The 12447-nt window shown below is 43.3% G+C and carries 12 protein-coding genes; 11 read left to right on the top strand and 1 reads right to left on the bottom strand.

Annotated features, from left to right (window positions below; genetic code table 11):
* Positions 1 to 8: 8 nt before the first annotated feature.
* Positions 9 to 1037: a transcription termination factor NusA gene (nusA, locus tag Y696_RS01990; protein ID WP_121509691.1), complete on the top strand. Its 1029-nt coding sequence runs from the start codon at positions 9 to 11 to the stop codon at positions 1035 to 1037.
* A gap of 26 nt (positions 1038 to 1063) precedes the next feature.
* Positions 1064 to 1531 carry a Fur family transcriptional regulator gene (locus Y696_RS01985; protein WP_121509690.1) on the top strand — a complete coding sequence of 156 codons (468 nt, stop codon included), beginning with the start codon at positions 1064 to 1066 and terminating at the stop codon, positions 1529 to 1531.
* Here the strand turns inward: Y696_RS01985 and Y696_RS01980 are convergent.
* Positions 1462 to 2823, bottom strand: a complete 1362-nt coding sequence (locus Y696_RS01980) for a ComEC/Rec2 family competence protein (RefSeq protein ID WP_121509689.1) — start codon at positions 2821 to 2823, stop codon at positions 1462 to 1464. The genes Y696_RS01985 and Y696_RS01980 overlap by 70 nt on opposite strands.
* Positions 2824 to 2921: 98 nt before the next feature.
* Between Y696_RS01980 and Y696_RS01975 the strand changes: the two genes are divergently transcribed.
* The 9 genes from Y696_RS01975 (at position 2922) to Y696_RS01935 (ending at position 12445) form a co-directional block, all read left to right on the top strand.
* Entirely contained in the window at positions 2922 to 3989 is a 1068-nt protein-coding gene (locus Y696_RS01975; RefSeq protein WP_121509688.1) for a polysaccharide pyruvyl transferase family protein, read from the top strand.
* A 4-nt stretch (positions 3990 to 3993) separates the two neighbouring features.
* Positions 3994 to 5091 carry an iron-containing alcohol dehydrogenase family protein gene (locus Y696_RS01970; protein ID WP_121509687.1) on the top strand — a complete coding sequence of 366 codons (1098 nt, stop codon included), beginning with the start codon at positions 3994 to 3996 and terminating at the stop codon, positions 5089 to 5091.
* Positions 5088 to 6266 (top strand): class I SAM-dependent rRNA methyltransferase, encoded by a 1179-nt coding sequence (locus Y696_RS01965; RefSeq protein WP_121509686.1) that lies wholly within the window; start codon positions 5088 to 5090, stop codon positions 6264 to 6266. Before Y696_RS01970 ends, Y696_RS01965 begins: the two co-directional genes overlap by 4 nt.
* Before the next feature lie 77 nt (positions 6267 to 6343).
* Complete coding sequence (minD, locus tag Y696_RS01960; RefSeq protein ID WP_006491912.1) at positions 6344 to 7156, top strand: septum site-determining protein MinD; 813 nt, start codon at positions 6344 to 6346, stop codon at positions 7154 to 7156.
* A gap of 16 nt (positions 7157 to 7172) precedes the next feature.
* Positions 7173 to 7448 carry a cell division topological specificity factor MinE gene (locus Y696_RS01955; protein WP_006491911.1) on the top strand — a complete coding sequence of 92 codons (276 nt, stop codon included), beginning with the start codon at positions 7173 to 7175 and terminating at the stop codon, positions 7446 to 7448.
* Between the two features lie 6 nt (positions 7449 to 7454).
* A complete protein-coding gene (locus Y696_RS01950) occupies positions 7455 to 7844 on the top strand; it encodes a secondary thiamine-phosphate synthase enzyme YjbQ (protein ID WP_006491909.1) in 390 nt (129 codons plus the stop codon).
* Between the two features lie 63 nt (positions 7845 to 7907).
* Positions 7908 to 10658, top strand: a complete 2751-nt coding sequence (locus Y696_RS01945) for an O-antigen ligase family protein (RefSeq protein ID WP_121509685.1) — start codon at positions 7908 to 7910, stop codon at positions 10656 to 10658.
* 100 nt (positions 10659 to 10758) lie between these two features.
* Positions 10759 to 11496, top strand: coding sequence for an ATP-binding cassette domain-containing protein (locus tag Y696_RS01940; RefSeq protein ID WP_006491906.1), 738 nt, complete (start codon positions 10759 to 10761; stop codon positions 11494 to 11496).
* The gene (locus Y696_RS01935) at positions 11489 to 12445 is read left to right on the top strand and encodes a SufD family Fe-S cluster assembly protein (protein ID WP_006491904.1); all 957 of its coding nucleotides are present in this window, start codon (positions 11489 to 11491) and stop codon (positions 12443 to 12445) included. Before Y696_RS01940 ends, Y696_RS01935 begins: the two co-directional genes overlap by 8 nt.
* Positions 12446 to 12447: the final 2 nt, after the last annotated feature.

The raw sequence follows: 12447 nt of genomic DNA, 5'->3' as shown, positions 1-12447 counted from the left end.
GTGTTCACATGAATCTCAATCTCTTGGAAGCCCTTGATCAACTGCAAGATGAGAAGAATATAGAAAAGGAAGAGGTTATAGACATACTGGAAAAAGCTCTCCAGAGTGCTTATAAGAAAAACTTCGCGTCCGAGAGCGATGTTGATGTCAGGATCGACAGGCTTACAGGCGACATAGAAGTCTTTGAAAGACTACTGGTGGTCGAGGCTGTGGAAAACCCCTCTTTAGAAGTCAAGCTGGAAGAAGCTTTGAAATTCGATTCTTCGGCGGAGATTGGCTCAACAGTTGAGAGAAAACTCAACATTAAGAAATTCAAGAGGATCGCCGCTCAAACGGCCCGACAGGTTCTTATTCAAAAGATACGTGAAAAAGAAAAAGAGAACCTCTTTGATAAGTACGTCGATATGAAGGGAACGGTGACGACTTCTGAGGTTCTTAGAGTCACTGACGAGTGGATCGATTTGAGGATAGGAAAACTCGAAACCAGGATTCCAACTAAGGAACTCATTCCCGGGGAACAGCCAAGACTGAATTCACTTATGAAAGTCTACGTTGTCGATGTCACAAAATCTGTTAGAGGACCTCGCTTACTCGTTACAAGACGAACCCCGGACTTCGTTATAGAACTCTTGAAACTTCAGGTTCCAGAAATAGCAAGTGGTGACGTAACCGTAAAGGCCATAGCCAGAGAAGAGGGTATTCGTACTAAGGTAGCCGTATTCAGTCAGAACACAAAAGTCGATCCTGTAGGGGCTTGCATTGGAGAAAGCGGGACAAGAATAGCCGAAGTCCTCAGGGAGATAAAACCCGAAAAAGTTGATATATTAAGGTGGAGCGACAATCCTGCGGAGCTTGTTGGAAACTCAATCGCACCTGCTTCAGCTCTTGAAGTGAAGGTTGCAAATATCGAAAACCGCGAGGCCACCGTCTTTGTCTCGCCAACTCAACTTTCCCTCGCAATAGGAAAAGGTGGCCAAAATGCAAGACTTGCCGCAAAGTTGACTGGCTGGAAGATAGACATTAAGCCGATTATGTAACGTAGTTCGGCTTTTTGGAGGCTGTCATGAGAAATGATCAGCTCAAGGCAGAACTGAAAAAAAGAAATCAAAGAATGACGGCTCAAAGGGAATTAATTCTCAGACTTTTCCTTGAAGCTGGCACAGAGCACTTGAGTGCGGATGAGATCTATCATAAGGTTCAGGGGAAGAACTTCAGAATAAGCAAGGCAACCGTTTACAGGACGATTGAGCTACTCGCCGATATAAGGCTTCTCAGAAAGATCGTTTTTGAGGATGGAGTAGTGAGGTATGAACTCGTTGAAAAGGGTGAGCATCACCATCATCACGTAATTTGTAGCAATTGTGGTGCCGTCGTCGAATTTCATCTTGATAACCTGGAGGAACTTGAAGAGCTTGTGAAGTCGAGGACCGGTTACACCATAGAGGATCATCAACTGAAATTCTACGGCTTGTGCCCTAAATGCCAGAATGCAATGAAAAACAAGAAAAGTACAAGCAACGAAATAAAATAAGCTGGGAAGGCTTCGAATCGCATTGCCGGAATCGCTTCTCCAATGGATGCTGTAACCTTTCCCATTATGTTCGACATTGTTCTGAGGCTTCCCGATATAAAGGAACTTACCACTTCGATTCCCAGAAAATCTGATACCAATATGGATATCATGCCTATGTAAGACGGCATTACAAACATCGGAACCATTAGAATAGTCAAAGGAATTCCGACGAGAGACAACGTACCAAATGCGGTCAAAGAAAGAGGAACAATTGCCATCTGGGCAATTGCACCAACTAGAAAAGCTTGGTATATAAGGCTCTTCTTCTCGATTTTTGGCAGGAATATCAGCAGCGCAGCCGTAGCAAAGAAGCTCAGCTGAAATGAGATCGATGCAACAATTGATGGTTGAACAATCACAATTATCATTCCAGAAAGTCCAAGGATATTTAGTGGATGCTGACGATAATCGATAATCCTGAATATCGAATAGCATAAAAGCATGAGAAATGTTCTCAAGGCGGAGATAGCAGGTCCTGTAGACAATGTGTATAAGAAAAGCAGGGAAATCGAAGCTATTATTCTGGAATTCCTTCCGACCATTAGGAAAGAAAGTGCGCTGTGAACTAGTAGATACATCAGTCCTACATGCAAACCTGAAACAGCAAACAAATGGGCGATTCCAAGATCAGATATCGTTCTCCTCAATTCATATTCGATGTGCTTTCTGTCACCAGTAAAGACTGCAGCGGCAATGGTATTGTCAAGTTCGTATTTTGAAAGCAGACCAGCAATATGTTTCCCGGGAAGAGAGATTATCTCAAATCTATCAATGCAGCCTTCTACTTCCGATTCGATTGTCAACAAAGGATACGTGTCGCTCCTCCTAAGCCTGCCAGCAGACCACACGATCTGCCCAGGAAAGGCAACGGCTTTTCTGTCTGACAAATCGATATTTACGGCCTGGGGGAGATAAATCCATTCGCCACCACGGAGAAGTCTACCATTACTTGCTTCGATCCTTCCCGTTCCACCTTTCGAAACATAGCCGACATACTCAACTTTTCCAGGATCGAGCATTTTCAAAGTGAAGGTTTGTACAAGGCAGCCCATCACAAAGAACAAGACCCAGGCAAACGGGCTGATTTGTTTCGAAGAGATAAGCATTACGGAAAGCGCGAGAAGGGCTAAAGAAAGCCAACCGCTATCCATCCAGATTGAAGAAAATATGATTAGCTCTCCCAGCATGGTCGCCAGAAGATAGAACAAAAAAGGAAAAGGTGTACTTCTTCGTCGGAGCGCATCGTGCATAACTAGATTCTACATCCCTTGCAGTGCTTTGTGAACAACGTGTTCGATGATTCACATGTGTTAGAATATTAGCGTTGAATGTTCCTGGAGGTTTTGAGGTGAGACAGTTTTCTTTTGGCGGGCTGACGCTGGTGGGTTACTATGGATATGATAACCTAGGCGACGATCTTCTGTTGCTTTCATCACTATCCCTGATCGAAGAGATAGAGTTTGAAGGACCGATTTATCTGCCCGCCTCACCCAGCATAAACCATATAGCCCACAGATTTCCGTCAAAACTGGATGTAAGGATAATTAAGCGCTTCAGCATAAGAGAGCTCCAAACCTCCATCAAGAACTCGATTCTAACCGTATTTGGAGGGGGAAATCTCCTTCAGGATCAGACAAGCTGGAGGAGTTTTTTGTACTATTACGAGATTGCAAAGTACACTCTCAAGAAAGACAAACCCCTGCTCTTTCTTTCCCAAGGGTTTGGCCCATTAAGTAAAACCGCAAACAGGAAGGCACTGAACAAGTTGCTCAGTGATCCGCTTACTTACGGAGTTATGAGAGACGCCGTGAGTTACAAACATTTCGCATCGATATCGAATAAAGCAATCCTCGGAACAGACTATGGACCGTACTACCTTCGAAAAAAAAGGATAATACCCGAGAAGCGTGAAACGATTGATGGCCTGGCGGTAATAGTTCTGAAAAACGGAACCAGTGTAGACGATGTACTCCATTCTCTCAGATTGAATAATCTATCCCAAGTTTGCGCCGTAGGGTTTCATAATCACCACGATGAGCAAAAGAGAAGCGAACTTGAATCCAAGGCGCGTTCAAACGGATTCAAAGTAAGAAAACCTCCAGAGAATCTTGAAGGAATGATTGAGGTTTTTAACAATGCACAGCTAATAATCACAGAGCGTCTTCATGGAGTGATTCTGGCGATCTCATTGGGCGTTCCTTTCGTGTGGAAGAAGAATACTAAGCTTGATAGATTTGTGAGGTCTCTCGACAAAAACTGCAATCTCTATTTTGAAGAAAGTTGCGAGAGCTTGAGCCTATCAATCAACAGTTCTTTGAAGAAGCCGGTGAATCTTAAGGAAGACTACTGGTCTCGTCTTGAAAACACGGTGAATGAATCAAAAGAATTGCTCAAGAAACTCCTAGCAAGAAGGTGATTGAATGTGGAAATATTTCTTGCCGACAAGGGTCTTTGCAGGTAGACAAGTAATCAGCCAAAACGGTGAGTTGCTTAAGGAATTCGGCACAAAAGCGTTCATAGTTACTGGAAAATCCTCAGCAAAGAAAAGCGGAGCGCTCGACGAAGTACTAAGGATGCTAGAAGCTTTAGATATTCCGAGTTCAATATTCGATGAGGTAGAAGAGAATCCTTCATTCTTTACAGTCGAAAAAGGAGGAAGGCTTCTTTCAGAAAATGAATGTGATTTTGTAATCGCAATTGGCGGAGGAAGCCCTCTCGATGCAGGTAAAGCGATCTCTGCAGTCGGAATGAACGGATGCAGTTGCGAGGATCTATACAGAGGAAAGAACCTTCCGTCTCACCCAATAGTCGCTATACCTACTACCTCGGGTACGGGTAGTGAAGTTACTCAGTACTCGGTTCTTACAAATGCCGATGGACAGAAAAAGGGTTTTGGGATGCCATCGATCTTTCCAGCGATATCCTTTCTCGATCCGAGATACACTGTGACAATGCCCTTAGATGTAACCATTGCTACCGCACTTGACGCATTATCCCATTCTTTGGAAGGCGAAGTAGTTAACAAGGGACAAAACCCCCTGCTAAAAACTCTTTCAAGAGAAGCAAACAGGCTCATTAAAGATTCGCTCGACAGAATACTGCTGGATGAGGATGATATTGATTTGCGTGAAAGGATGCAGTTTGCCGCAACACTCGCCGGAATAGTAATCGCTCATACGGGAACAACTGCTGTTCATGCAGCTGGTTATCCACTCTCTTCATTCAAGAATGTAAAACACGGTATGGCAAATGCTCTAATTTTGGTCGAGATCTTCAAGAAGATTGCAGAGGCCGACAAAGATAGAATAAGCGCTGCAATCGATCCTTTTGAGAGTCTCGATGAACTTCAGATTTTTATACAGAGGTTTATCTCTGGAAGAATCTTCTTGAGAATCTCAGATGAAGAAATAAACGAATGGTCAGATTACACTTCAAAAGCATCGCACCTGAAGAAGACTCCAGGTGATTTCGACAAAGAGTTCTTCATGGATCTATACAGGAGGATCAATAACATTTGAGTGCAAGAGTTGTCTTGAAGCGGTCGATAAAAAGGAGGATCGCATTTGGCCATCCATGGATCTATGACAATGAAATCGAAAAAGCCGACTCTGTTGAAGGTGGTTGCATAGTAGATGTATTGACCAATTCCGGACAGTTTCTGGGAAGAGGATACTATAATCCGGACTCTTCCATCAGAGTGAGACTCCTAACAAGAAGAAACTGCAGTATCGATACTGATTTCTTCGCAGAAAAGCTAAAAAGATCATTGGGGATGAAATCTTCTTTGCTTAGATATGGCAATGCCTTGAGAGTTACCTTTGGCGAAGCCGATGGACTACCGGGATTGATAGTGGATAAATTTTCTGACTGGCTGGTCGTTCAGTTTAACACTCTAGGAATTGGAGTTCTCAGAAACGAGATTATTGAAGCTTTGATAGCCACACTGAAACCAAAGGGGATATTTGAAAAGAGCGAGGGAATCTCCCTTACAAAAGAAGGCTTAGAATCAAAAGAAGAGTGGCTTTTTGGTAGCGGGCCAGAGTTGCTGCCCTTTTCATTAAATGGGGTTACTTTCTTTGCAGACACAAAAGGGCAAAAGACCGGTTTTTTCCTAGATCAAAGGGACAACGCGGAGAAACTGTCAAAATACGCGAACGGAAGAAATGTGCTTGATGTTTTCTCATATACCGGCAACTTCTCATTTCATTGTTTGAGCCAAGGGGCTAATAGGGCGACGTTGGTTGACTCTTCGGAACGCGCACTTTCAGTTGCAAGAGAGACGGCTGAAATAAATGGATTCATCAGTAGATGCGAGTTTGTCAGGGCAAATGCATTCGACTATTTGAGAGAAGAATCACTCGCCGGTCACAATCTTGTGATAGTTGACCCTCCAGCAATGGCAAAATCACCGTCTTCGAAAAAAAGTGCTTTGAGAGGGTACAAGGAACTTAACCTCAGAGTGATAAAAAAGGCTGTAAGCGGATCTCTTCTGGCATCTTCCTCATGTACACAAATCATTTCTGAAGATGACTGGATGAGAACTATCAACGATGCCTTTCACGACAGCAAAAAGGTCGGAATAGTCTCATTTAGAGGGGGCCAACCGCTTGACCATCCGGAGGTTAGCTCTATATTCGAGACAAGATATCTTAAGTTCTGCTTATTTCGTGTCTTTGAACTGTGTGATTTCTAAATGCAGCACCAGATACTGTTGAAGTACCATTGTAATGCTATAATTCAGAAAAGTCTAACGGCTGGAGGTAGATAGATATGGCCAAAGTATACGTTGTGACTTCCGGAAAAGGGGGGGTCGGCAAGACTACAATTACAGCCAACATAGGTTGTGCTCTTGCAAATAAAGGGGCTAAGGTCTGTCTTATCGATGCAGACATTGGTCTCAAAAACCTAGATATTACACTTGGCCTCGAGAATAGAGTTGTGCATACGATTCTAGATGTCGCCAATGGCAAGGTAACGGCTTCAGAGGCGCTTGTTAGGCACAAGCAGATTAAAGGGCTCTATCTACTTGCGGCCTCGCAGATAGCAACAAAGGAAATGCTGTCACCCGAGGATATGAAAAAGATGGTTGCAGAACTGTATCCCAAGTTTGACTATATCATCGTCGACTCACCTGCAGGAATAGAGAGAGGGTTTAGAAATGCAATTGCTGCAGCTGAAAAGGCGCTGATAGTGACTACTCCAGAACTGCCGGCTATCACAGATGCCGACAGAGTTATTGGGCTTCTCGAAAACTCGGGAATGCAGGAGACAAATATAAGGCTCCTGATAAACCGCTTCAAAATCCAGATGGTCAAACGTGGTGATATGCTCACCAGAGAGGATATCCAGGGTAATCTCGCTATTGATCTAATAGGAATCATACCGGACAGTGACGAAGTTATCATTGCGACAAACAAGGGTGTACCGGTTATTCTAAACGGAAACGGTGAAGGAATCGGAAAGGTCTTCGAGAACATTGCTTTGAGGATGCAGGGAGAACCAATTCCTGTTGAGCATGACATTCTTGAGCACGGATCAAAAGGATTCCTTGAATTCCTGAAGCGCATCTTCAGAAGAAACTAAGAGGGAGTTGAAGCGTATGTTCTTTGGACTTTTCAGGAAGAAGAAAAAAACTGAGGGAAGTAGAAAGGAAGCAAAGGATAGACTTGATTCAATTACCGGAGGAAGGAGATACTCTGTTCCTGTAAGGGAGGTTATTCCGCAGGATATTCTCCAGAATAGCGGAAAAGATATGGTACACCAGATAAAAACCTATGTCGCCGACAAGTACAAAGTCAAAGAAGAAAACGTTAAGGTTCAGCTTGAGGAACACAACGGATATGTGGTAATAATCACAAACGTTGTCTTTCACTGATGCACCATGCGATACAGCGTAAAAACGGAACGCAAAAGTCAGTTCATAGACATTACGAAGCTTGTTATCCAGTCTGTAAAGGAATCCAAGGCTTCTTACGGGCTTGTGAATGTATTCGTACCGCATACGACTGCTGCAGTAACGATCAATGAAAACTCCGATCCAGATGTCGTGCGTGACATTCTCTTTTGGATGGAAGAGAGCATACCCGAGAACAGAGAATTCAAGCACATGGAAGGGAATTCCGATGCGCATATAAAGGCGTCTCTGGTGGGTTCTTCAGTTACTGTTCCCTTCAGAGATAATTCATTGATGCTAGGAATCTGGCAGTGCGTCTATTTCTGTGAATTTGACGGACCTAGAAACCGGGAGGTAATAGTTACGGTAGTTGGGTAATGCTTCTTTTGCCATTGTTAATAGTAAATCCAGGCATTCATTAGGGGTACGGTGGGAGGCACTATGTGTAAGGGAAGATACTTCTTTTATACCATCTTTGTTCTTGGATCTTCGCTGTTCGCTATTAAAGGTTTTACGTGGGACATGGGCCTACCAAAGTTCTATTTCGCATCGGTCGCCATATCTGTTTTCATCGTCTTTGTTTCTCTAAGGGCGGTTAGGGGATCCTACAAGCTGAGTATTTCATTTCCTCAGGTTCTTGCTTTGTTGTTTGGCATTTACGCATGTTTGACGACTTTCCAGCTGCTGGATACTCTACCCAATGTCTTTCTGACATCTCTCGGTTTTGCGATGAATTTGCTGTTGTTCCTCCTCTTCTCGTTACTGATATCTGGAGAAAAACCCGATAGACTGATGTTTATCCTTCAAGTTTTCGTTCTTGCGGGGCTTGTCATAGCAGTCGATGCACTTTTCTCCTTTTATACTGGCCACGGTTTGCTGTGGGGAACGGAGAACAACCCATTTACAAGAGGAAACCTATCTTCAGTCATCGGCAATGTGAATTTCACAACGGACCTCATGGCAATGTTGCTATTCCCCACTGCCTTTCTTACTATCTCAAGTAGGGTTCTGTGGAAGCGTGAAAAGCTCAGACACATTTTTTACCTGGGTGTTTTCTCCATTTTCCTGATAGTGATCTTGATTGGTCAAACTAGAGCCGTATATTACTCGGTAATAGGATCATTTATCTTTCTAGCGGTTTTCTTAATAATCTCACTTCTGAAGTTTAGGTTGAGGCCCTTTGCCACAGTCTTCAATAAATTGTTCCTAATCTTGCTAATATTCGCGGCCATAATTATAATGATTGTATATTCTGGAGACAATTTTCTGACGGGTGGGCGGTTCAGTTTCTCTGAGAGACTAACCTATACAACTGAAGACAACATCTCGGTGGACGTAAGAGTTCTTCAGTGGAAGGCAGCAATTAAACAGTGGAAAAGCTCGACTATCTTCGGTACTGGTTTTGGTTCTTACAAGTATCTTTCTACAGAGAACATGGGAAGGGTTCTTCAGGAAGAGCCTGATTACATGTATGTTGCTGGCCTGAACAGTATCCGAACTCATAATGAATACCTTCAGCAACTGGGTGAAACGGGAATAGTAGGAATGGCTATTGTTGCCTGGTTTATTCTCTCAATGTTTCTGTACACAATCAGGGTTGTAAGGCGAACTTCCTCAATCGATAAGATTGTCCAGTACATTTTTCTCACGGCCGGTCTCCTTGTAATTTTCGCGCATTCAACACTATCTTTCCCTGGTCATCTGATGCCCAATGCTTTATTTGCAGTCTTTCTCTTTGGTTTCCTCATGAGCCCCGATTTTAATGAAGAAAGAAGAATTACTTTGGATGTTGGAAAACTTGCCCCGCTCATTTTGGTGATCTTTGCTTTGACCACCACTGTATTGATGAGCCGCACTTTCTTTTCAGAAGGTTTTTTCACCAAGGGCTACATAGATTATAGAAGGATTGAGGCCATAAATCCTCAAGTGCCACAGCTGATAAGCTCCATAGAAAGCATCAAAAAAGAGATCAAGGCTCTGGAGAACCTTGAAGATAAGTATGCGAATCTTCAAGAAGGACAGTATATCTCTGAAAGGCTAAAAACTCTTCAGGAGATGTATCCAAGCGCACCGACCGAACTGCTCGAATCAATAGCATCCGAGGACCGTGAAGAAGCATATGAATCTGCCCTGTCGGGGCTGAATTCTAAACTGAGATCTGCTTCTTCGGCTCTTCTTAATGCGAGGAGGGATTCAACAGAAAGTTTTTACTCGGCCTTGAGAAATCTATCAACTGCAAGAGAGATTTCCGGTAGTCAGTATCTTGCAGAAGCATACCTGGGGTACGTGTACTTGACACCTCAGAGAAAGGAAGACTTTCGACTTAAGCTCAACATGTCAGGCAACAATATTGGCAATGCCTTCGGAGAGATATTTTCGAGAAAAGACATCTTCTCTTCCTGGCTTACCTACGACGCATTACCTTGCGGAATGCTGCCTGGACTGGAAATCGATCACGCTTATCTCAAAGAACTGCAAAGTCTGCTAAAGCCGGATCTTGCTGCGACAGATGTTTCCAACCTTTTGAAAGAAGTCAGCACAGAACTATTGATCGATTATCAAGTAACTCTTGATGCTATTGATGCGCTTTTGCGATCTATAAAGACATCACCCGACCTGCAGGTTGTAAGAAATGCAGCAAGTCTGCTCTTTCGAGTAATTGTCTCATCAGAGAGAGTTTCCCTTGAGCTCGAGAAGCTTGAACCTTACGTAACTGATACCGTTGGTTTGAATAATCTTGTGCATAAGATACAAGAGATCCCTGTTTCAGAGAAAGACAATCTGAATCTGCTTTATGACGTAGCGATAGCCTATAATCCTGGAGGATGGTTAAAAGGGAATGACAGCATATATGGAGAGTACGCAAGAAATCTTCTTCTAGCTTACGGACTAAATGCTCTTGACAAGATACTGGAGCTGGCAGAAAAGGAAGTTTTCGCCTGGGACGTGATGAGAACTACTGACCAGGTTGTTCCTCTTGGAGCGATCGGTGAGCTAACTCCACTAAAAGAGTACGTTCCCAGAGAGTGGTTCCATAACCTGTACGATGGGGTGTATGAATGGTGTCTGGATAAGTCCTCGGAGATTTCAAGGAATATTGAAGAAGAAAGGTTTGCCGGAGAAAACCTGAAGAAGGCAGAAACAGTTTTGAATGAAATGGAGAGATTCAAAGGACTCTACTCAACCTGGTAAGGACCAAAAGTCACACGGGTGTTACACAGGTAATATTCGAGGCATTGCGGACTTTATTAATCGGACTTATGATAGTGATGATCGCAATGGAGGTATGTGGATGCTAGAAGTTAAAGGAATAAAGTTGGTTCGAGATGAGCGAGAGATTCTAAACACCCTTACTGCCACCTTTGAATCGGGGCGTGTCTACGCGATACTCGGCAATAACGGCGTTGGAAAATCAACATTATCATATGTTCTAATGGGTCTTGAATCTCACAGAGACTACGAAGGAAATGTTGTCTTTGATGGAGAAGAGATAGACCTTCTTTCTGTATCTGAGAGAGCAAGGAAGGGTATTACTCTTGGCTGGCAGGAACCGGTTAGATTTCAAGGATTAACAGTAAAGGAGTATCTGACTTTGGGTGGAAAACTCAAGCTTTCAAAGGAAGAACTCAATGAGACCCTGTCAGTTGTAGGACTAAATAAGGAATATCTGGACAGATTCGTCGATGAATCCCTTAGCGGCGGAGAGAGAAAGAGAGTGGAGCTTGCCTCAATAATTCTTGTAAATCCAAAGGTAACAATTCTTGATGAACCTGATTCGGGTATAGACATAATGTCAATGGAAATGATAGAAAGAGTGCTGGAAAGGCTACGTGACAAAGGTTCAATAGTAATAATCATTACTCACAGGGAAGAAATCGCAAGGATGGCTGACGAAGCCTACCTTCTTTGTGGAGGGAGAATTCTGGCTTCCGGCGAGCCTGAAGAGATAGTTAATTTCTACAGAAAACTTTGCGATAACTGTCAACACATAAATGAACCTATAACAGAAGGCGGGCGGGTAGATGATTAACTCAAACTTCGAAAGAGAATTCACCGCCATTGCCAAAGAGTACGAGAGATCTGGTGGCAATGTTTCCGATTTCTTGAGAAAGGACATTGTATCGATAATTGTCAGCGGTAATAAGGTCATTGGCAGAAACACGGTTGACGGAGTCCACGTTAAAGCAAAGGAACTAAACAATGGAGTGGAAATCTGGCTTGAAATCGATGATGGAACGGTTATTGATAACCCCATTCATCTCTGTACTGGTTATCTCAAACCGGAAGGTACCCAAGAGATCCTGATTCACAACCATCTTGGAGACCACACAAAGGCAAAATTCATATCGCACTGTGTTTTCCCCAGCGGTGTAAACTTCACTCATTCCATGGTCGCAGATACCGATGTGGGGAAGTACTCCGAAATGCTTTATGAAGACACTCACATGCACAGCAAAGATGGTGGAGTGACCGTGAAGGCAACCTACAATACAGTAGTTAGAGAAGGCGGGAGTTTCCAGAATTTCTTTTATCTAACTAAGACCAGGGTAGGCAAGCTCTTCGTAAAGATGAATGTTGATCTTGAAAAAAACGCGTCGGCTCACATAGAATCAAAGGTTTACGAGAGAGAAGACGATTATCTCGAAATAGACGAGCAGCTGTATCTCAATGGCGAAGGCTCTTCGGGAATAGCAAAGACCACGGTTTTTGCAACAGACAGGAGTAAAGCGAAGATCATCAATAAAGCTTATGGAAATGCAGCTTATTCAAAGGGACACATAGAGTGCAATGAGATAATTAAAGGCGACTCTGTTGAGGTTGGAACAGTTCCCGAATTATACGTGAGAAATGAAAAGGCCGAGCTTACCCACGAAGCCTCGATAGGGAGAGTAAATGTCAAACAGATGGAGACCCTTATGTCCAAGGGACTAACTGAAGAAGAGGCAACCGATATGATAGTTAGAGGAATGCTCAGATAAAA

The organism is Mesotoga sp. H07pep.5.4 (assembly GCF_003664935.1).
GTDB lineage: Bacteria > Thermotogota > Thermotogae > Petrotogales > Kosmotogaceae > Mesotoga > Mesotoga prima.
Note: the sequence above shows the minus strand (reverse complement) of the source record. Positions and strands in the feature narration are given on the sequence as shown.

Excerpts from the sequence above, each read along its gene's own strand:
- nusA (WP_121509691.1), top strand. The coding sequence starts at position 9 with ATGAATCTCAATCTCTTGGAAGCCCTTGATCAACTGCAAGATGAGAAG.
- Y696_RS01985 (WP_121509690.1), top strand. The coding sequence starts at position 1,064 with ATGAGAAATGATCAGCTCAAGGCAGAACTGAAAAAAAGAAATCAAAGA.
- Y696_RS01980 (WP_121509689.1), bottom strand. The coding sequence starts at position 2,823 with ATGCACGATGCGCTCCGACGAAGAAGTACACCTTTTCCTTTTTTGTTC.
- Y696_RS01970 (WP_121509687.1), top strand. The coding sequence starts at position 3,994 with ATGTGGAAATATTTCTTGCCGACAAGGGTCTTTGCAGGTAGACAAGTA.
- minD (WP_006491912.1), top strand. The coding sequence starts at position 6,344 with ATGGCCAAAGTATACGTTGTGACTTCCGGAAAAGGGGGGGTCGGCAAG.
- Y696_RS01955 (WP_006491911.1), top strand. The coding sequence starts at position 7,173 with ATGTTCTTTGGACTTTTCAGGAAGAAGAAAAAAACTGAGGGAAGTAGA.
- Y696_RS01950 (WP_006491909.1), top strand. The coding sequence starts at position 7,455 with ATGCGATACAGCGTAAAAACGGAACGCAAAAGTCAGTTCATAGACATT.
- Y696_RS01945 (WP_121509685.1), top strand. The coding sequence starts at position 7,908 with ATGTGTAAGGGAAGATACTTCTTTTATACCATCTTTGTTCTTGGATCT.
- Y696_RS01940 (WP_006491906.1), top strand. The coding sequence starts at position 10,759 with ATGCTAGAAGTTAAAGGAATAAAGTTGGTTCGAGATGAGCGAGAGATT.
- Y696_RS01935 (WP_006491904.1), top strand. The coding sequence starts at position 11,489 with ATGATTAACTCAAACTTCGAAAGAGAATTCACCGCCATTGCCAAAGAG.